General features: G+C 49.1%; 17 protein-coding genes. 10 read left to right on the top strand and 7 right to left on the bottom strand.

Annotation, left to right across the window (positions count from 1 at the left end):
- Nucleotides 1-42 precede the first annotated feature (42 nt).
- Nucleotides 43-1050, top strand: a complete 1008-nt coding sequence (locus LPA26_RS05745; protein ID WP_229007636.1) for a hypothetical protein — start codon at nucleotides 43-45, stop codon at nucleotides 1048-1050.
- A 50-nt stretch (nucleotides 1051-1100) separates the two neighbouring features.
- Here the strand turns inward: LPA26_RS05745 and LPA26_RS05750 are convergent, their stop codons facing one another.
- Nucleotides 1101-1604 (bottom strand): disulfide bond formation protein B, encoded by a 504-nt coding sequence (locus LPA26_RS05750; protein ID WP_229007637.1) that lies wholly within the window; start codon nucleotides 1602-1604, stop codon nucleotides 1101-1103.
- A 98-nt stretch (nucleotides 1605-1702) separates the two neighbouring features.
- Nucleotides 1703-2650: a lytic transglycosylase domain-containing protein gene (locus LPA26_RS05755; protein ID WP_229007638.1), complete on the bottom strand. Its 948-nt coding sequence runs from the start codon at nucleotides 2648-2650 to the stop codon at nucleotides 1703-1705.
- Between the two features lie 330 nt (nucleotides 2651-2980).
- Between LPA26_RS05755 and xseA the strand changes: the two genes are divergently transcribed.
- The 8 genes from xseA to prmB all read left to right on the top strand — a co-directional run bounded on the left by xseA (nucleotide 2981) and on the right by prmB (nucleotide 12891).
- Nucleotides 2981-4207, top strand: coding sequence for an exodeoxyribonuclease VII large subunit (xseA, locus tag LPA26_RS05760; protein WP_229007639.1), 1227 nt, complete (start codon nucleotides 2981-2983; stop codon nucleotides 4205-4207).
- A 126-nt stretch (nucleotides 4208-4333) separates the two neighbouring features.
- Complete coding sequence (locus tag LPA26_RS05765) at nucleotides 4334-6217, top strand: potassium transporter Kup (RefSeq protein WP_055826027.1); 1884 nt, start codon at nucleotides 4334-4336, stop codon at nucleotides 6215-6217.
- 94 nt (nucleotides 6218-6311) lie between these two features.
- Nucleotides 6312-7139 carry a M48 family metallopeptidase gene (locus LPA26_RS05770; protein WP_369814153.1) on the top strand — a complete coding sequence of 276 codons (828 nt, stop codon included), beginning with the start codon at nucleotides 6312-6314 and terminating at the stop codon, nucleotides 7137-7139.
- A gap of 104 nt (nucleotides 7140-7243) precedes the next feature.
- Nucleotides 7244-8071 carry a 2,3,4,5-tetrahydropyridine-2,6-dicarboxylate N-succinyltransferase gene (gene dapD / locus LPA26_RS05775; RefSeq protein ID WP_055826029.1) on the top strand — a complete coding sequence of 276 codons (828 nt, stop codon included), beginning with the start codon at nucleotides 7244-7246 and terminating at the stop codon, nucleotides 8069-8071.
- Between the two features lie 243 nt (nucleotides 8072-8314).
- Nucleotides 8315-10387, top strand: coding sequence for an EAL domain-containing protein (locus tag LPA26_RS05780; RefSeq protein WP_229007640.1), 2073 nt, complete (start codon nucleotides 8315-8317; stop codon nucleotides 10385-10387).
- Nucleotides 10388-10476: 89 nt separating this feature from the next.
- On the top strand, nucleotides 10477-10830 hold the full coding sequence (locus tag LPA26_RS05785; RefSeq protein WP_229007641.1) for an ArsC family reductase: 354 nt from the start codon (nucleotides 10477-10479) through the stop codon (nucleotides 10828-10830).
- Nucleotides 10831-10835: 5 nt separating this feature from the next.
- The gene (gene dapE, locus LPA26_RS05790; protein ID WP_229007642.1) at nucleotides 10836-11975 is read left to right on the top strand and encodes a succinyl-diaminopimelate desuccinylase; all 1140 of its coding nucleotides are present in this window, start codon (nucleotides 10836-10838) and stop codon (nucleotides 11973-11975) included.
- Nucleotides 11976-11988: 13 nt separating this feature from the next.
- A complete protein-coding gene (gene prmB / locus LPA26_RS05795; protein ID WP_229007643.1) occupies nucleotides 11989-12891 on the top strand; it encodes a 50S ribosomal protein L3 N(5)-glutamine methyltransferase in 903 nt (300 codons plus the stop codon).
- A 107-nt stretch (nucleotides 12892-12998) separates the two neighbouring features.
- Here prmB and rluB read toward each other — a convergent pair whose 3' ends face one another.
- The 3 genes from rluB to LPA26_RS05810 form a co-directional block, all read right to left on the bottom strand.
- Nucleotides 12999-14108: a 23S rRNA pseudouridine(2605) synthase RluB gene (gene rluB / locus LPA26_RS05800; protein ID WP_229007644.1), complete on the bottom strand. Its 1110-nt coding sequence runs from the start codon at nucleotides 14106-14108 to the stop codon at nucleotides 12999-13001.
- Nucleotides 14109-14265: 157 nt separating this feature from the next.
- Nucleotides 14266-15951 carry a single-stranded-DNA-specific exonuclease RecJ gene (recJ, locus tag LPA26_RS05805; RefSeq protein ID WP_229007645.1) on the bottom strand — a complete coding sequence of 562 codons (1686 nt, stop codon included), beginning with the start codon at nucleotides 15949-15951 and terminating at the stop codon, nucleotides 14266-14268.
- A 26-nt stretch (nucleotides 15952-15977) separates the two neighbouring features.
- A complete protein-coding gene (locus tag LPA26_RS05810) occupies nucleotides 15978-16985 on the bottom strand; it encodes a hypothetical protein (protein WP_229007646.1) in 1008 nt (335 codons plus the stop codon).
- A 202-nt stretch (nucleotides 16986-17187) separates the two neighbouring features.
- Here LPA26_RS05810 and LPA26_RS05815 point away from each other — a divergent pair, with 202 nt between their 5' ends.
- The gene (locus LPA26_RS05815; protein ID WP_229007647.1) at nucleotides 17188-19284 is read left to right on the top strand and encodes a bifunctional diguanylate cyclase/phosphodiesterase; all 2097 of its coding nucleotides are present in this window, start codon (nucleotides 17188-17190) and stop codon (nucleotides 19282-19284) included.
- A 56-nt stretch (nucleotides 19285-19340) separates the two neighbouring features.
- Here the strand turns inward: LPA26_RS05815 and LPA26_RS05820 are convergent, their stop codons facing one another.
- Together LPA26_RS05820 and LPA26_RS05825 are read right to left on the bottom strand one after the other, a co-directional pair.
- Entirely contained in the window at nucleotides 19341-19523 is a 183-nt protein-coding gene (locus LPA26_RS05820; protein WP_229007648.1) for a hypothetical protein, read from the bottom strand.
- Nucleotides 19523-19735 (bottom strand): hypothetical protein, encoded by a 213-nt coding sequence (locus tag LPA26_RS05825; RefSeq protein ID WP_229007649.1) that lies wholly within the window; start codon nucleotides 19733-19735, stop codon nucleotides 19523-19525. The genes LPA26_RS05820 and LPA26_RS05825 overlap by 1 nt, the downstream gene beginning before the upstream one ends.
- Nucleotides 19736-19797 lie beyond the last annotated feature (62 nt).

The following is a 19797-nucleotide window of genomic DNA, read 5'->3' on the forward strand; positions in this document are numbered from 1 at the left end:
GTTGGAAAAAAGTACCTGACAACTCCGGATTTAGTTTTATTTATGATGTTTAGATTCCCTGCCCTTGTTTTAGTCGTTTTCTTGCAGTTGATACTACTAAGCCCTGATTTATACGCGGAGCAATGGCAAGCGGTTCAGGGCCGCGAAAAATTCCTGACTGTGTCTGTGGACCTGGACTCTCTGCAAGTCGGCCAGCTCGACGATATGATCCGTTTCAAATTAAGGGCGGACGATCATGATGACACCATCACTACCAAATACGTGCAGGCATCGTGCAGCGAATTTTCGATAGAAGCAGAACGTGAAGTGGTGTTTCATAAATCCACTATGACTTCAGAAACACTGGACTGGAAAAACGATAACGCGTTAAAGAGCAGCGCTGAATCCTCCCAGGCCAGATTGTCATTTTGGGGATATACTCAGGCTTACGGGCAAGCGATTTCACTGGCATGCCGCAGGGTCGGCAATCGCGCGCCAGAGCGTTTGTTAAGCATGCCTGCTACCAGAGAACAGTGTGCAATGACGAACCCGTTACGCAAAGTAGCGTGTGCCAGTCATGGCAGCTGGCGTGCCAATTACAAGCTATATATGTCGCGCTCGCATGATGTGATCCATAACTGCAGTATTGCGGAAGACCGCATGACCAAACAGGCGGCATGGTTGTTGAAGAATGTCATGCGCTGCCAGAATGAAAGTTGCGGTAATGAGATTCTGGAGAACTGGATACATAAACGCGGCGAAGATATTGCCAGCGTGATTCATATGCCTAAGAATGCCAGTTACAGCTGGAGCAGCCAGCAAGGCCCAGTATGCAAATCGCTCAATCAGGCCGACCAGGCGATTGCAAGCATGCAAACTGAAGAGATTTACGCCAAGGCCAAATACCTGGGTTGCGTAAAACGCGAAAAAGCCAGACTACGCGCTGCCAGCATCCCAAATGACATGCTTCCGCAGTTGGCTGAGCAATCATGCGAAAGCCAGTTTCAGGAATGGCATGAAACGATATCCAGACAATCTGCCATGCTGGAAAAAACAACATCTCAGTATTAATGAAAAAGGCGCTGTTTAAAGCGCCCTTTTCTATGCCATCAGAATAATCATTAACGACTGCAACGTCTCGCACGGAACAGGAACACTGCATACGTGCCAAAAGCTAAAAAGCTGATCAGCCCCAGTTGCGGCAAAGTCAGACCAAGGAAAGTCCAGTCAATCGCGGCACAATCACCGGTACCACGAAACACCAGGGTCAAGGCCTTCTTCAGCGGGAAGTTTTCAAACATATAATCAAACCCTACGCCGCAGTCGGCAATGATTTCGTCTTTATGCACTTGCAACCACCAGTGACGAATCGCCACGCCCACGCCGCCCAAAGCAGTCAATACCTCAACCACTGCCAGACAGGAACTTAACCAGGATTTGGGCGGTAGAAATGCATGCAGTAAAAACAGCACGCCTAAACTCATAAAAATAATGCGCTGTGAAATACACAGTGGACAAGGTTCGAGGTTGTAATGCACCTGGATTGCCAACGCAAGCGCGACTATCCCGAAACAGGCCAGAAACCCTAACACGTAACCGCCTTTACCCTTAAACCATTGACACATTGCCTGCTCCTGCGCATTGAATAAAATTGAATTGTAATGGATTAAGCGCTAATGCGGCTGCTGATGGGCCTGACTTTGATGAATGTTTGAAGCTGGCATCAGGATGCGGCAGATATTGCATCACTCTCGCGCATGGCTGACTTTTGCCTGACCTCGTGATGTTTCTTTTTATAGTAGTGAGCAACCCGTTTCACATAATCACGTGTTTCAGGATATGGCGGAATACCTTTATGCCGTTGCACGGCATTTTCGCCCGCGTTGTAGGCTGCAGTCACCAACTCGACATCACCTTTAAAATGGCCGATGAGCCAGCGTAAATATGAAAGCCCGCCTTTGATATTCTGTTCAGGGTCATAAGCATCTTTAACATGGAACCTGGCCTGCGTGTCCGGCAATAATTGCATCAACCCCTGCGCCTTCTTGCGTGAAGTCGCTTTCGGGTTAAAGCCAGACTCCACTGCGATTACCGCCATCGCCAGGTCAACATCTACGCCATACTTGGGAGCATGCTTTTTCACTAACTGATAGACTGGGCCACGTTTGCGGTACAACACTTGAGCCGCAGAGTTTTCATGCGTATGCATACATGCTGGCAGTTTTGCCAGTTCGGCATTGCCCGGCTCTTTATCCAGCCATTCCCTGGCCTCCCTATGTCCTTGTATGGCCGCCAAACTAAAAAAGCGTGCCGCAATATCATGATTCACTTCCACACCTTTGCCAGTGCTGTATAACCAACCCATGGCAAATTGTGCATCCGGGTCGCGCGCCTCGCCCGCGAGCGCACAATAATGCGTGTAGGCTTGCTCATAACTGCCAAGTCCCAAGGCATTTTTAGTACCTGAAGCGAGGCTGATTTGCAGCTTGATAAATTGCTTGTAAGCATCATTCTGCATTTTTGACTGCTCACGGGTATAACTGGTGATTGGCTCAATGACTGCTGGCATATCAGCTACTTCAATCTCTTTCGCAGGTTGGGATGTAGCAGCTTCATCAATCGCAGGCTCACTTATACCAGGCTGGCTGACGACAGCCTCGTCATCCGCCATAGACGCCAACGACCATAGCGCAAAAAAAGCTATCACCAACCAGGTTGTAAACCAGGTCTTAGTCGAAAGCAAAATGAATTTATATAAAGAATAGGAATTTATGTTTTGGCTAGCTCGCATTGTTTGACACCATATTAAATATCGCAATGCCCCACTCTTTAAATGACCTCGGGGAGCTGACAAAGTGCCAACTACATTTGTTAAAGAGTGCGAAAAACATGATTAAAATTTGTTTTTATAATTTCTAAATGGCTGGTGGTGTACTGAAAACCTTGCCGGTTTTATAGAAAAATAGCCAAACTGCAATCAGCTGTTGGATAATGTAGGCCTATGGCTAGTTTGTTATCGACGTCTTCCAAGCAACTCTTGAGTGTCAGTGACCTGACGCGTTTAACTAAAGAATTACTCGAGACCAGTTTTCCGTTGTTCTGGGTCAGTGGCGAAATCTCCAATTTCACCCGTGCGGCCAGTGGTCACTGGTACTTTTCGCTCAAGGATGCCAAAGCACAAGTACGTTGCGTGATGTTTAAAGGGCGCAACAGCCTGGTCGAAAGCATGCCTCGCGAAGGTGATTCGATAGAAGCGCGCGCAACGGTGACACTGTATGAAGCGCGTGGTGATTTCCAGCTGACCATCGAGTTTATGCAACCGGCCGGTTTAGGGCGCTTGTACGAAGCTTATGAGAAACTAAAACAGCGCTTGCAGGCCGAGGGCTTATTTGACCAGTCTCGCAAGCAACTTATCCCCGGCGACCCGCATACCATCGGCGTCGTTACTTCTCCCGATGCAGCGGCGTTACGAGATGTGATCACGGCGATACGCCGACGCCACCCCGGCATTGCGGTAATCGTTTACCAGACGCCAGTGCAAGGCAAAGGCGCGGCCGAGCTGATTGCGAATGCCATCCGCCTGGCCGATCAGCGACAAGAAGTTGATACGCTACTGATTTGCCGTGGCGGCGGCAGTATTGAAGATTTATGGTGTTTTAACGAAGAAGTCGTGGCGCGAGCGATTGCCGATTGCCGCCTGCCGACCATCAGCGGCGTGGGCCATGAAACCGATTTCACCATTGCTGACTTTGTCGCTGATTTGCGTGCTGCCACGCCTACCGCGGCGGCAGAACTGGCCTGCCCGGACCAGTCGCAATTGCGTTTACAGGTTACCCAATTACAACAAAGACTGATGCGAGCCATGCAATCCCTGTTGCAAAAACAGGCACAAACGCTGGATTATTTATCGCGCAGGATGATTTCACCGGCGCAACAGTTACAGCAGCAAAAGCAATCCCTGGAGCAATGGCAGCACCGTTTGCAATTAGCTATGCAACATCTTTTGAATAAACAGTTTCGGCGGCTGGACCATTTTTCGACCAGCCTGCAACAGCTGAATCCGCATCAGGTACTGGCGCGTGGCTATGCCATTGTGCAAAAAACCGATGGTCATGCAGTCACAGATTCCCGGCAACTGACTTCGCAGGAACCCTTGCGTGTCACTTTATACAACGGATCGGCAGAAGTGGTGGTTACTGAGATCCACCAGCCAGATCAGCAATCCTGATTACCTTGCGGATAATTGAAAAATTTACAAACTCTTAACACAGGGCACACAGGCGCGGCTGCAAAAGTCATTGGTTAAGCTGTCAAATTGACAGATAATAAACGTTTGCTTTACGTAGTTCACACAATGGACAATACAAAAAGTCAGCCCGCGGCATTGCATACCATGGCACTTGCCGCCCTCGGGGTCGTATTTGGTGATATCGGAACCAGCCCCCTCTACACGATGAAAGAAGTATTTGCGGTAGGTCATCACCCATTACTACTCACTCAAGATAACGTTTACGGTATTTTATCGTTAATAACCTGGGCACTCCTGCTCATTGTTTCCTTCAAATATGTAGCCTTTATCATGCGGGCGGATAACCGAGGTGAAGGCGGGATCATGGCCTTGCTATCCCTTGCCAGCCGCTATGCAGGTGGCGAGCCGGAGCAAAGAAAACGCATCATGATGCTGGGCATTATCGGCGCCTGCATGTTTTATGCAGATGGCATGATTACCCCGGCGATTTCAGTATTATCCGCAGTCGAAGGCCTGGAAGTCGCCGCCCCACAGCTGGATAACTGGATAGTCCCCATCACCTTGCTGGTCCTGTTTTTACTGTTTTGGGCGCAGAGTAAAGGCACCGCGGTGATGGGCGCGTTTTTTGGCCCTATCATGCTGACATGGTTTGCGGTGCTGGGTATTTTAGGCGCAATTAACATTAGTCATCACCCCGAAATTCTCAAAGCACTAAGTCCTTATTACGCTTTCCTTTTTTTTAGTACCCAACCCAAGATTGCGTTTATTGCCTTAGGTGCGGTAGTACTGGCGGTCACAGGTGCCGAAGCACTATATGCCGATATGGGGCACTTTGGCCGCAAACCGATACGATTGGCCTGGTTCCTGTTCGTATTGCCTGCCTTAATCTGCAACTACTTTGGCCAGGGCGCATTGATTCTTTCCGAACCTGACTCTATCCAGAATCCGTTTTATCACCTTGCCCCCGACTGGGCTCTTTTCCCACTGATTATACTGGCGACCCTGGCCACAGTGATTGCCTCACAAGCCGTGATTACAGGCGCCTTCTCTGTCTCCCGCCAGGCCTTGCAGCTTGGCTTTATCCCGCGCATGCACGTTGCGCATACCTCTGAACAAACCGAAGGCCAGGTCTATATGCCCAGGGTAAACTGGGGCTTGATGATTGCGACCATGGGGCTGGTACTGATTTTTGGCAGTTCCGGTGACCTGGCCGCTGCTTATGGCATTGCCGTGACTGGCGACATGGTCATTACAACCTTGCTGGCAGCAGTGGTTTTCCATCATTTGTGGGGATGGAGCAAGTTCAAAACCGCCTGCCTGATTTCACTGTTCCTGGTCATTGATCTGTCTTTCTTTACCGCCAACATCCTGAAAATTCCTGATGGTGGCTGGGTGCCGCTGTTGATGGGTCTGATCATCTTCACCCTGATGCGCACCTGGAAAACAGGTCGCGCTTTGTTATACAGTACCCTCAAATCAGAATCGATGGAGCTGGTACCGTTTATTAAAGCGATAGGTGCGCACCCGCCTGCACGCGTCAACGGCGCCGGTGTCTTCATGACACCTAACCCGGACGGTGTGCCACATGCACTGTTACACAACCTGAAACACAACAAGGTATTGCATGACAGCGTCGTGATTTTGACAGTACGTTTTGAAGATTACCCTTACACCAACAGGGAAGAACGCGTATTGGTTGAGAATCTGGACTTTGGGTTTTATCGCGTCACCATCCGCTATGGCTACATGGATGAACCGGATTTACCTCGTGACCTGGCATTGACCGAAGCACAAGGTTTGATACTGGATGCCATGGACACCTCTTTCTTCGTTGGTAAAGAAAGTCTGATTGTGTCTGACAAGCCAGGCATGGCCTTCTGGCGCAAAAAGATATTTATTGGCTTGTTCAGAACCGCAGAAACCATTACCAACCAGTTCAAATTACCGCCTAACCGGGTGGTTGAATTGGGGTCACAAGTAAAAATTTAAGTTGGTCAACATGACTGTGTCACACTAGAATGTTATAAAAAATAACCCGTATCCAGTCTGGGTGTATTCCGGTACCGAGAAAGGAAAAACTTTAATGTCCATGATAACAACCACATCGATCAAAACAACTTCCATCGCCATTTTGTGTGCCATGCTTTCCGCTTGTGCCAGCACCACGAATAACAGCGTATCTGGCGTGCAGCGCAGCCAGCTGCTGCTGTTGCCGACAAGTACCGTGAACCAAATGTCCTCGCAGTCATACACAGAAACTTTGCAGGTAGCGAAGAAAAATAACACCCTCAATGCTGACAAGGCGCTATTGACGCGTGTCACCACTATCTCCAACCGGCTGATTGCGCAGGTAGGGGTGTTCCGTCCGGATGCTGCGCAGTGGAAATGGGAAGTGAACGTCGAAAAAAATGACCAGCTGAACGCCTACTGTATGCCTGGCGGCAAAATCATGGTGTTCTCTGGCCTGGCTGAAAAACTCAAAGCAACTGATGATGAATTAGCCGCAGTGATCGGCCACGAAATTGCCCACGCCCTGCGTGAACACGGTCGTGAACGTATGTCGCAAGCTTATATACAGCAATTTGGCTTGCAAGCGCTGGCTACCGTAGTGGGCGGTACAGCCGGGAATATGGCGGCACAGGGTGCCGGGCTTGGCAGCCAATTACTGTTCTCCATGCCAAATGGCAGGGAGCAGGAGCGCGAAGCTGACCGTATGGGACTGGAACTGGCAGCCCGAGCCGGCTATAACCCGGAAGCGGCGGTGAGTTTATGGAAAAAAATGATGGCGGCTAATAAAGAGGCGCCACCAGAATTTTTAAGTACCCACCCTTCCAGCGAAAACCGCATCAAGGATTTGCAGGCGCTGACTCCCAAAGTCATGCCACTCTACCTGGCGGCGAAGTCTAAATAACTTCCCCCGGCTTGGGATAAGCCTGACACATTCAATCAGCACTAAAAACCCGAAATTAGGTTAAAATTTCGGGTTTTACTCCTCCCTATAATTTAGAGAACATCATGGATCCACGTCTAAGTATTATCGAGGCGGCTTTTGAAGACCGCGCCAACATCAACCCTGCAAATGCATCTGCAGAAATCAAGCAAACTGTTGCTTCCATTCTTGATGACCTCGACGCTGGTAAATTGCGCGTGGCCAGCCGTATCGGCGACACCCAGCAATGGGAAACCCATCAATGGCTGAAAAAAGCCGTGCTGCTGTCTTTCCGCCTGAAAGATAACTACCTAATGGATGATGGCGTTACCCGTTACTTCGACAAAGTGGACCCGAAATTCGCGGACTATACCGAAGAAGATTTTAAAGCTGGCGGTTTCCGCGTTGTGCCAAATGCCATCGTGCGCAAAGGCTCATTTATCGCTAAAAATACTGTGTTGATGCCTTCATACGTCAACATCGGTGCCTATGTCGGCGAAGGCTCCATGGTGGACACCTGGGCGACTGTCGGTTCATGTGCGCAAATCGGTAAAAACGTACATTTGTCTGGCGGCGTTGGTATTGGCGGTGTGCTGGAACCAGTGCAAGCTGGCCCTACCATTATTGGCGACAACTGTTTCGTCGGTGCACGTTCTGAAGTGGTTGAAGGCGTAGTGGTTGAAGACAACTGTGTGATTTCAATGGGTGTTTATATTGGCCAATCAACCAAAATCTATGACCGCGAAACTGGCGAAGTGCATTATGGTCGCGTACCGGCCGGTTCAGTAGTCGTTTCCGGCAACCTGCCTTCCAGCGATGGCAAGTACAGCCTTTATTGCGCAGTGATCGTGAAAAAAGTTGATGCCAAAACATTAAGCAAAGTCGGTATCAACGAATTGCTACGCGGCATCTAAATTCTGCAGCGGGAATCACTTAAATAATAGTCTCAGGAATGATGCGCTGAGGCTTAAAAACTTAAGCTCAAGTTATCAGCGCAACCAGTCGTTATAACAGTGATTCTCGTTAATGCATAGGCGAAGACGAGATTTGAGGATGGAGAAATAGAATAGCAGTAAATTAATCAGGCTATAAAGCACAAGCAGTAAAGTAGTAGTGTCACAACACCAACAATCAAAATAATCGTGAATCACTCATTTATGACTACAACGCATCTTTTTGTCCCGATTCTTTTCACACTCAGTGTGATCGGGTGCTATTTTGCGTTTGAACTGGTAGATCGCCTGCGCAAGGTAGCTGCCAAAGACCATGACAGCCTGCTCAGGAAAAATGCGATTATTGTCGCCCTGGGCGTATTCCTGTTGCATTGCGGCTATCAAATGTCTGCTGACAATTTCCCCAGAATTGCCGAACATCCGGTTGACTTCGTCGGCAGCCTGTTATGTGCATACATGCTTTCACTGTCGTTACTCAGTACCGTCAATAAAAAGAAACTCCCATTGCGGGAACTGCTTTATGGTTCACTGGCCGCAGCACTAAGTGGCTACCTGCTTTCATATTTTTACCAGATCAGCGCTGGCGCAATCAATACGCGTATCGATACCTGGACTGCATTATTTGCGTTCTTCCTCTCATGCCTGACTTCTGCTCTCGCGATTGTCACCATGCTGTGGATCAAAAGTTACGAAGGCAAAGCATTGCAACGCCTCAAAGTCATGTTCTCGGTTGAAATCGCGCTAGGTTTCCTGGCCTCGCATGCGGCGATTAACCTGAGCATACTGCACAACAACATGTTTATCGGCCAGCCAACTGACCAGGCAGGCAATTACCTGGTGCTGCTATTAACGCTGGCGCCGGTTTTGCTATTTATCACCTCATTTATCCTGGTGATTTTTTACGAGCGGAATGTGGATCTGGCGCAAAGCAAGCTGACTTTCCGCAACACCCAAAGCGCCAACAAAAAATTCCTGGCTTATGACCCGCTGACACAATTGCCCAACCGCGATGCACTCAACCAACATCTGGCTATTAATGCCAAGCGCTGTGACCGCAACGGCGAATCATTGGCACTGGCATATATTGACCTGGACCACTTCAAGCCGGTTAATGACCAGTATGGCCACCATATCGGTGACCTGCTGTTAATCGAGGTTTCCAAACGCATTAGTAACGCTATCCGTAACTGTGATTACGTCGCCCGCGCCGGCGGTGACGAATTTATTGCTGTACTCAGCGAAATCGAAAATCACCAGAGCGTAGTCACTGTTATTCAGCGCATCATAGATTCCTTGCGTGAAACCTTTGTGATTGAAAATCACGTGATTGAGATTTCCTGCTCTATTGGCATTTCCATGTATCCGCAGGATGGCAATCTGCAAAAACTCAAATTGAATGCAGATGCGGCCATGTACAAAGCCAAGGAAAACGGTAAAAACCAGTACCGTTTCTTCGATGCTGAAATTGAGCAAGCTTCTGACGAAATGCAGCAGACGCGGGTGGAGTTGAAAAAAGCCATTACTGAACAAGAGTTCAGGTTGTTATTTCAACCCAAGGTAGATGCGGCAACGCGGCTGGTTCATGGTGCTGAAGCCTTATTGCGCTGGCAACACCCTACCCGCGGCCTGCTATCACCCACACACTTTATTGAGGCAGCCGAGCGGTTTGGCATGATTGAAGAAATCAATGCCTGGGTGATTTCGCAGACCTGCAACACCATCAGCCAGGCCAGGGAGCGTGGCATAGACTTGAGTATCTCAGTGAATTTGTCCAACCAGCAATTCAGGAACAAGCATCTTAGTGCACATATACAAGCTATCCTGGAAGAACATCAGGTTGAAGCGCGCAATCTCATTTTAGAGGTGTCCGAAACCACCGCTATCCATCATCAATCGCAGTTTAAAGAAACTTTGCGGCACTTTAAAAAGCAGGGATTGAAAATCTCGCTAGACGATTTTGGCTTGCACCCTTTCAGCCTGACCCACCTGCAGGATCTGGAGATCAGCGAAGTAAAACTGGACCGCTCACTGACTAAAGGTGTAGCTGCCTCAAAAATCTCGTTATCGATTGTGGAAGCGATTGTCAAACTGGCACATGCGCTGGACTTGAACGTGGTGGCTGAGGGTGTGGAAGATGAAGAACAGCGCCAGGCCTTGGTCAGCATCAACTGCGACCAGATGCAGGGTTACCTGTTCTCGAAACCGGTTGAGCAAAAATTCCTGTTTGATGTGTTCAGTGAACTCCAGTTGAAATCCATCACCAAAAGCCTGTTTTAGTTTTTTAGTACTCCCTTCTCCCGCCGAATTAATTACTCCACCTTTGCTGCTGGCTGGTAAAATGGTTTCTTTGACCAAGAATTATCGCCATGAAACTTTACGGCATCCCCAATTGCAGTACTGTCAAAAAAGCACGCGCATGGCTGGATCAGCATGCAGTCGCTTACGAATTTCACGATTTTAAAAAACTGGGGCTGGATGCTGCTACCGGGCAACAATGGCTAACCCAGCAACCCTGGGAAAAACTGGTCAACCGCAGTGGCATGACCTGGCGCAACCTGAGTGACACCGAGAAAAATGCCGTGGTAGATACAGCCAGTGCATTGCGGCTGATGCAGGAGAAAACCTCAGTGATTAAACGCCCGGTACTGGTCGATAACAATCAGATTCTCGCCCTTGGTTTTAACGAAGCCGATTACAACCAACTCTTTGCCAAAGAATAGTCATCATGTCAAAAACACTGGAACTCGCCATTGACTTGCTTAAACGCCGCTCCCTGACACCGGAAGATGCCGGCTGCCAGGAAACCATGATTGCGCGCCTGGAACCACTGGGTTTCAAGATTGAGCGCATGCGTTTTGGCGAAGTAGATAACTTTTATGCCCGCCGCGGCACTACCGGCCCATTGCTGGTATTTGCCGGCCATACCGATGTGGTGCCTACCGGCCCGTTGGATAAATGGCATACGCCACCTTTCGAACCGACCATTAAAGATGGCATGCTATATGCGCGCGGGGCGGCCGACATGAAAACCTCATTGGCGGCATTTATCACCAGTATTGAAGAATTTGTGGCGGAGAATCCGGATCATCCTGGTTCTATCGGTTTATTGATTACTTCTGATGAAGAAGCCATTGCCATTGAAGGCACGGTCAAAGTAGTAGAAGCATTGCAGGCACGCGGTGAGACTTTTGACTATTGTATCGTTGGCGAACCGACCAGTAACAAACTGGTGGGCGACATGATTAAAAATGGCCGTCGCGGCTCATTGTCCGGCACATTGATCGTTAAAGGTATTCAGGGCCATATCGCCTACCCGCACCTGGTGAAAAACCCGATTCACCTGGTGGCGCCTGCCATTAAAGACATGGTGGAAACGGTGTGGGATAACGGTAATGAATACTTTCCACCTACTTCGTGGCAGATTTCGAATATGAATGGCGGCACCGGAGCGACCAATGTGGTGCCTGGTGAAGTCGAAATCCTGTTTAATTTCCGTTATTGCCCTGAGGTCGATGGTCAAGGCAGTTCTGAGACCAGCTTGCGTTCACGTGTGCATGCCATCCTGGATAAACATGAACTGGAATATTCTCTGGACTGGGAACATAACCAGTCATACATCACGCCGCGTGGTGAGCTGGTTGCCGCCATCAGCCAGGCCATCGAGCAGAATTACGGCATCACTCCGGAACTGTCGACTACCGGCGGCACTTCTGATGGCCGCTTTATTGCGGATATCTGCAAGGAAGTCATTGAATTCGGCCCACTAAACGCTACTATCCACAAACTGAATGAATGTGTTGGCGTAGCGGATATCGAACCCTTGAAAGAGACCTACAAGCGGACCATGCAATTGCTGCTGAAATAAACCGAATAAACCTATGACAGACACTTTACAAACCATACGTGACTGGCTGCGCTACGCAGTCAGTCGTTTTGAAAACTCGGATATTTTTTATGGTCATGGCACCGATAACAGCTATGACGAAGCTGTCTGGCTGGTGATGAGCGCACTGCATCTGCCGCACGATACGCTGGATAATTTTCTTGATGCACGGCTGACGGCAGAAGAAAGCCAGCATCTCGCAACATTGATAGAAAAGCGTGTCACTGAACATACACCCACTGCTTACCTGGTCAATGAAGCCTGGTTACGCGGATATAAGTTCTATGTCGATGAACGCGTGATTGTACCGCGCTCATTTATTGCCGAACTGCTTGAAAACGGTTTGCAGCCATGGGTAGAGTTTCCGGAAATGGTGGAATCGGCTGCCGATATCTGCACCGGCTCAGGCTGTTTAGGTGTGTTGCTGGCGGAGGCTTTCCCGAATGCGCATATCGATGTGATCGACATTTCTCCGGATGCAATTGAGGTGAGTAATATCAATATAGGACGTTATGGCCTGGAGCATCAGGTACAAACCGTGCAGTCCGATATGTTTACTGCACTCAAAGGCAGGAAATACGACGTTATTATCAGCAATCCGCCTTATGTGGATGCACCAAGCATGGCCGAATTACCGGCAGAGTATCGCCAGGAGCCTCAATTGGCACTAGGCAGTGGTGATGCAGGCTTGGACCACACGCACACGCTGCTTACGCAAGCCAGTGAATATTTAAATGATGGTGGCGTGCTGGTAGTTGAAATCGGTCATAACCGTGATGCCTTGCATGCGGCTTATCCTGATCTGCCATTCACGTGGCTGGATACCAGCGGCGGAGACCAGTTTGTGTTTATTCTGACCAGGGAAGACTTGCTGGAAGCAGGTTTGCTTGCAGAGTAAAGCTGTTGTTTAAGCTTTACTGAATCGTTTAAATGCTAATTAGGCTTTTTAACTTGTCTGCCACGATTAACGCAGTATCAATTTAGCAAGCCTTGGCTTTATTCCAGTCATCCGCGACCACGATCCCTATCGCTACGCTTTTTAGCCCCCGAGTTCACACGCGCATTCTGGCGCGAAGCCTGTTTTAAATCTGAATCCTGGCGAATACGGCGTGTACCTGGTGGGGGTGCCGGACGCGCAGGTTTTTCAGTAGGTGCAGCGCCATTCGCTGTTTCCAGCAGGCTGCGGCGTTGTTTGCGCACTTTCGGTACAAATACACTGGTTGCACGGTCTTTTTCACGCGGGCTTAACTGCTTCAGCGGTTTGTTTGGCACCGGCAATCCCACCCATTCCAGAACACCAACCACCTGTTTTTGTTCCAGTTTAAGCATGGTACCGCGTTTAAGGCGTGGCGGTAGATTGATAGGCCCGAAGCGCACACGCATCAAGCGGCTGACCGGTAAATGGAAGGCTTCAAACAGGCGGCGTACTTCGCGGTTACGGCCTTCTTTGATCACCACCTGGTACCATTTGTTCACGCCTTCACCACCAGTCGCATAAATGCTCTCGAAATTGGCGGGGCCGTCTTCCAGTTCGATACCTTGTTTCAGTTGCGCCATCTGGTCTTCAGTCAGCTCGCCCAGAATACGTACCGCATATTCCCGTTCAACTTCATAGCGCGGGTGCATGAAGTGGTTAGCCAGTTCGCCCGAGTTGGTGAATATCAATAAGCCGCTGGTATTCATGTCCAGGCGGCCAATCGCGATCCATTTACCCTGTTTGATCTTGGGTAATTTATCAAATACGGTAGCACGCCCTTCCGGGTCGTCCTGGCTGACCAGTTCACCTTCTGGTTTATGGTAGAGCAATATTTGTGGCAATTCCGGTTCAAACGGCAAATGCAGGATGCGGCTATCAAGACGGATGACATCGTGCTCATCAACAGTAGCACCCACCACAGCGACTTGGCCATTGATGGTGATGCGGCCGCTACCTATCAGGGTTTCCATCTCACGGCGCGAACCAAAGCCTGCCAGAGCCAGCAGTTTATGCAAGCGATGTCCCGCACGTGCAGGGGTAGCCGAATCTTCGCCCTCCTCTTGCACGACTGGTGGCGGGGTAACGGCCGGACGTTTTGCGGGAGAACCTGGTTTAGGTGTTTTAAATGGACGCGCCATGCTTAACCTCTTGAATGAAGGCTCTATTTTAACGTATTTAAGAGGTTCGCCCTAAGGCTAAATCTTGGCCGATTTGAAAACTTAACCTGAAACCTGGCTTGGCGGCATTCAAGCAAGGCAACACACGGCAGGCAAATTTAATACGTGCGAGATTACGTCACATAGTCTCGGCATGCACCACCTGTAACTGCAGGTTTCTGGCGCCATTGAATTCGTTGATTTGCAATGCATAGGCCAACGTCACTTTTTCGGGCAACAAGGTAGCCTGCTGGAAATAAATAGCCTCAAACTGTGCGCCCTGTTTTTGCAAACGCAATTTAAGGTGTTTTTCGCCCAAAATTCGCTGTTGAACTACTTCAAAGTCGTCATAAAACAAAGGCGGCGGAAAGCCCTGACCCCACACCTGATGGCTGAGAATTTCTGCGTTTTGCAGGGTCATCTCCTCTATTTCCAGGGCACCGTCGGTTTCCAGCACTTGCTGCAGGATTTCCGCAGTAATCAACTGCTGCACTACCTGCTCAAAAACCTGCTGGAAACGGACAAAATCATCGGCGCGTATACTGAGACCTGCCGCCATTGCATGACCACCAAACTTGATGATTAAATCAGGGTGTAACTTGGTCACCAAGTCCAATGCATCACGTAGATGCAAGCCGGCAATCGAACGACCGGAACCTTTAATCAGGCCTTCTCCGGCATCTGCGAATGCAATCACCGGGCGGTGAAAGCGATCTTTGATACGTGAAGCAAGAATGCCAATCACGCCTTGATGCCAGTCTGGTTGGAAAACACTGATCGTATACTGGCTATCCTGAAAATCATGGTCGAGGTCTGCCATAGCATCCCATTGCATTTCGGCTTCGATTTGTTTGCGTTCGGCATTCAGCGCATGCAATTGCTGTGCGTATTGCATGGCTTCTTGCGGCGTGGCTGCCAGCAGGCAACGGATACCTATAGTCATGTCATCCAGTCTGCCGGCGGCATTCAGGCGGGGACCTACATAAAACCCCAAATCTTGCGCAGTGACTTGTTCCGGATGACGACCCGCCAGTTTCAATATTGCCAGAATCCCCGGGCAAGCCTGCCCCTGCCTGATACGTTTTAAGCCCTGCCGCACCAGGATGCGGTTATTGGCATCCAGTTTGACCAGGTCAGCTACTGTGCCAAGTGCCACCAGGTCGAGCAAACTGCCAAGATGCACGGCATCATCAGTCAGCAAACCGCGCTGCTTCAACTCTGCGCGCAGTCCTATCAGCACATAAAACATCACGCCCACTCCGGCCAAATGCTTGCTGGGAAAATCGCAACCACGCTGATTGGGGTTCACGATACAATCCGCCACCGGTGTTTGCTCTGCCGGCAAATGGTGATCGGTGATCAATACCTGCATCCCCAGCGCTTTCGCCGCGAGTACACCGTCAATACTGGCAATACCATTATCTACCGTTAAAATCACATCCGGCTGCTGCCTGGCGGCCAAAGCGACGATTTCCGGCGTTAAGCCATAGCCATATTCAAAACGGTTGGGTACTAAAAAGTCTACCTGCGCACCCATCATCGCTAAGCCACGCATGGCAACACAGGTGGCGGTGGCACCATCCGCATCATAGTCACCAATAATCAGGATATGCTTCTTTTCCTGTATTGCATCCGCCAGCATTATGGACATCTCGGTACAACCCGTGAGTGCCTGTGGTTTTAGCAGATGCGGCATGTCTTGCATTGTCCAGTCATCAACAGACACTGTCCTAGCAGCCAGTAACCGGGCTAATAAGTCCGGCAAGCCTTGCGCCTGCAAGGCCTCAAATGATGTTGTTGAATATGGTCTTTGCTGAATTTTCATAAATGGTTAAACGCGAGCGAAGGCGATTAAATGGCCTCGGGTAATTTGGAGGTTGGCAGTGAGGCTTCCAGATGCGCATACAAACTTTCCAGGGTGTAGGCTTTACGCCAGAAGTGCCAGCGATGGCTTTTTTTACAGCTGATCCGCACACTGCGCTCGGCCACCGGCAACACAATTTCAAGCTGAGACAACTGTCCTTTTTGCCATGCATTGCTAAGCGCATTCCAGTCAACCTGATCAGCGCGGTCAACCACCATCAATGCGTCCTGATTCGATTGGCCAAGTACTTCAGCCATTGACAGCTGCTTCACTCCCGGCAGCTGGCAGGCAGATAAGCCATCAAATACGTCACCAGAGCCATAAACCACTTGCGATGGATGTTGCCATTCCGGTAGCGCTGGCACACTCGCAAACCACAAACTGTTTAGCTGCGCCGGCCAGGCTGTTAAACCAGTTTCGCTGGATAGCTGATGCAACAGCATCTGAATTTCATTCGTCCACTGACGAACAAGTGAGGCATGCTTACCTTGCGGTTGCCACTGGAAAGCCTGCTGATATAAACAGTCTTGCGGCCAGGGCGATTGCACATCCAGTTTGCTCAGAGGTTGTATCCACCAGAATCGCTGACCCGGTGTTGGGCACACAATAAAATCTTCTTGAAAATGTTGCTGCAATCGCTGGGTTAAATACACATAAACTTCAGCAGGTAACTGGATAGTGCCCTGCAAGGAAAACGTATCCCGCTGTAAACCGAGATGCACAGGCAGCAGGCACATTACAGGCGTATCTTTCATCGCATCATTGCTTGCGCGCAGTACGGCTGACACAATTGATGTAGGTGCTGAAGCCTTATCCGTAAGAAGCTTATCCGTAACGTGCAAAGCTGAAAACAAAGCAGCGAGCGGTGTGGCGGAGCTTACTTGCCAGTCAGCCTTTAACAGCATGGAGCACTGTCCAGTCAGAGACTGCACCAGGCCAGCCGTTTCAGTGGCTGCATCGGAGAGATAATCTGTGATATAAATTTGCTGTATCATGAAAAAACAAATACACTCTTTTTACAAAAACGAGCCAACTATATGCAAGACTGGCTTAAGCGGGTCCGCAAAATTTACTGTTTGTATCTTGTGGACTTATACACGATTTAAGAGGGGATGTCATGACATTAGCAATACCCATATGCGATAATCATCATCGCACATCCATCACCGTGTTGAACCAACCGAATTACCCGTCACCATGCAATTTTTCCAGCAATTAAGTATCCAGTCCCGATTATTGTTATTAGTAATCGCGCCGATATTTACCTTATCCTGCTCCCTGCTGATGCTGGATTTCAAAGAGCAACTGCAACGTGATGAAGAAAAACTTAGCCAGCATGCGCTGACCACTGCAAAATTTCTCTCAGCCGTTGTGCATAACCAAACAGACCTGCATGGTCGTTCCTATATCGAACGCCTGCTTAAGGCTAGCCAGCTAGATCGCGAACCTTATCTTTCCCTGATGATTGCGGATGCAGATAAACGCCCGCTGGCACAACTGGGTGCTTCGTTTACCGTTGGTGATTCATTACCTCGCCAGGACGCTATCGTGATGCAGCAAGCCACGCATGACATCACTATGGTGAGAGTGTTTACTACTGAACCTAAGCATGCCCTGCTGGGATTTGTGTTTGTTGCCATCGATAAAGCGGCTTTAATTGAAGATCACCGCCAGGCGTTTATCAGGAATGTAGGTTACATCACATTAGGGCTGATGCTGTGCTCAATACTGGTATATTGGGTCAGCCGCTCCATTAGCCAGCCCATTCGCGAGATGACAGCCGCACTGAAGCGCTTCGTGATAGGTAACCAGCACATCAGCCAGGTGAAAAATACCCTGCCTGAAATTAATTCGCTGCAAACAACGATCAATGAAATCTCGAGAGAGATGCAGCACGTCGAAGCTGACATGCGTCATCGTATCCAGGATGCCCAGGCACAATTACGTTACCAGGCACGACATGATGCACTAACTGGCCTGGTGAATCGCCAGGAATTGGAAAGACGCTTGCAACAAGCATTAGAAGACGTTAAGCAGCACCGTGCCGATCATGTGTTTTGCTACATGGATCTCGACCAGTTCCGCGTCATTAATGACACCTGCGGCCATCCTGCTGGCGATGAAATGCTGAGACAGATCAGCATGATCCTGAGTCAACGCATACGCGCTGAAGACACATTTGCCAGACTTGGCGGTGATGAATTCGGCTTACTGCTCAGCTATTGCCAGGTCGAAAAAGCCATTGAAATCGCCGCGCAATTGCGCCAAATGGTGGAATCATTCCGGTTTATGCATGAAGGCAGGTTGTTTCATACCGGCATCAGCATAGGTATCGTTGAAGTCACGGCTGACCTGAAAGACGTAGGCCAGATTACCCGTCATGCCGATGCCGCCTGTTATGTGGCTAAAGATAACGGACGTAACCAGATACATTTATTCCATCCTGAAGATGATGTGTTACTCAAGCGACATGTGGAGATGGAATGGGTATTGCGCATCAATGAGGCAATAGAACACAATGATTTCGTGCTGTATTGCCAGGGGATTTTCCCCATGCAACAGAAAGAGTTGCCGCCGTTCTATGAAATTCTGATCCGCAAGCGTGATGAACATGGCGGCATTATCCCGCCTGCAGAATTTTTACCATCAGCTGAACGCTATCAACTGATGAACAAGATTGATCGCTGGGTTATTCAGCATGCGTTTATGGCTTTGCAGCCTTTATTCAAAACGCAATCCAGCAACAAACCATTTATCGTCAGCATCAATCTCTCAGGCATGTCTTTGGGCGACCCGACGCTGTTACCTTATATTAAAAACTGCTTCAGCAATTACGAAGTTTCTCCCAGTCATGTTTGTTTTGAAGTCACTGAAACTTCAGCCATCATTAATATCGACAACACCATCAAACTGATTAACGAATTGAAGCTGATGGGCACGCGCTTTATGCTGGACGACTTTGGCAGTGGCATGTCTTCCTTCAGCTACCTCAAACATTTGCCGGTCGATTTTCTGAAGATGGATGGCGCTTATGTGAAAGATATCACCACCAATAAAGTGGATCTGGCGATGGCAAAAGCGATTCAAAGTGTCGCTGAGTCCATGGAAATTGAAACAATAGCTGAATACGTTGAAGACCAGGCCACTCTAGACTGCCTGAACGAAATGGGCGTTGCCTATGCACAGGGTTTTTACCTCAACAGGCCGATTCCATTGAGTGAGGCACTTTCCCGCCATATCGCTACTTCGCAGCCAGCCAAAAAAACAGTCATCACAACTGATACCATTGCTTAGTCACTCGTCATCCGCAGGGTGCTTTAGAGCAATACGGACTTGGCTTCATGTCAGTTTCAAAGAAACAGTGTTGTTGCACTTTCTAACGATGCTTGCGTGCGAATATCATCAATTGTGAATATCGCTTCCTCGCCGATATTTGTCGGAATATCCAGTTCGTTACCCACACGGTTAATACGGATTGAATCAATCGAAATCCCGCTTTCACTGTAATGTACGCCCACAATAGTGGCCTTCATCACCTGCTGCTGACACTCAGGTAATACTTCATCCATATTGAGCAAAACCACGAGGCAGGTTTGGCATTTGCTATTGTCAAACCATTTTGAGAAATTGAAGAGATCACGTTGGCACTATCGGTAGCCGCCTGGGCGTAAATGGAATGATGCACAGGAAACAGAAAAACAAAAAATACCATGCAAACATCGATAGGGCTTTGAAATAATTTCATACATCAGGCTCCTTTCAGAAAAAGAATCAGCGACATGATTGCGACAGGTACAATGACCGCCA

It is taken from the genome of Methylophilus sp. Leaf408, from assembly GCF_916856905.1.
Lineage (GTDB): Bacteria > Pseudomonadota > Gammaproteobacteria > Burkholderiales > Methylophilaceae > Methylophilus.

Coding starts and splice junctions, on each gene's coding strand:
- dapE (WP_229007642.1), top strand. CDS start 10,836: ATGTCAAAAACACTGGAACTCGCCATTGACTTGCTTAAACGCCGCTCC.
- LPA26_RS05820 (WP_229007648.1), bottom strand. CDS start 19,523: ATGAAGGCCACTATTGTGGGCGTACATTACAGTGAAAGCGGGATTTCG.
- LPA26_RS05770 (WP_369814153.1), top strand. CDS start 6,312: ATGTCCATGATAACAACCACATCGATCAAAACAACTTCCATCGCCATT.
- prmB (WP_229007643.1), top strand. CDS start 11,989: ATGACAGACACTTTACAAACCATACGTGACTGGCTGCGCTACGCAGTC.
- LPA26_RS05745 (WP_229007636.1), top strand. CDS start 43: ATGATGTTTAGATTCCCTGCCCTTGTTTTAGTCGTTTTCTTGCAGTTG.
- LPA26_RS05815 (WP_229007647.1), top strand. CDS start 17,188: ATGCAATTTTTCCAGCAATTAAGTATCCAGTCCCGATTATTGTTATTA.
- rluB (WP_229007644.1), bottom strand. CDS start 14,108: ATGGCGCGTCCATTTAAAACACCTAAACCAGGTTCTCCCGCAAAACGT.
- LPA26_RS05810 (WP_229007646.1), bottom strand. CDS start 16,985: ATGATACAGCAAATTTATATCACAGATTATCTCTCCGATGCAGCCACT.
- LPA26_RS05785 (WP_229007641.1), top strand. CDS start 10,477: ATGAAACTTTACGGCATCCCCAATTGCAGTACTGTCAAAAAAGCACGC.
- LPA26_RS05825 (WP_229007649.1), bottom strand. CDS start 19,735: ATGAAATTATTTCAAAGCCCTATCGATGTTTGCATGGTATTTTTTGTT.
- LPA26_RS05750 (WP_229007637.1), bottom strand. CDS start 1,604: ATGTGTCAATGGTTTAAGGGTAAAGGCGGTTACGTGTTAGGGTTTCTG.
- LPA26_RS05765 (WP_055826027.1), top strand. CDS start 4,334: ATGGACAATACAAAAAGTCAGCCCGCGGCATTGCATACCATGGCACTT.
- xseA (WP_229007639.1), top strand. CDS start 2,981: ATGGCTAGTTTGTTATCGACGTCTTCCAAGCAACTCTTGAGTGTCAGT.
- LPA26_RS05755 (WP_229007638.1), bottom strand. CDS start 2,650: ATGGCGGATGACGAGGCTGTCGTCAGCCAGCCTGGTATAAGTGAGCCT.
- recJ (WP_229007645.1), bottom strand. CDS start 15,951: ATGAAAATTCAGCAAAGACCATATTCAACAACATCATTTGAGGCCTTG.
- LPA26_RS05780 (WP_229007640.1), top strand. CDS start 8,315: ATGACTACAACGCATCTTTTTGTCCCGATTCTTTTCACACTCAGTGTG.
- dapD (WP_055826029.1), top strand. CDS start 7,244: ATGGATCCACGTCTAAGTATTATCGAGGCGGCTTTTGAAGACCGCGCC.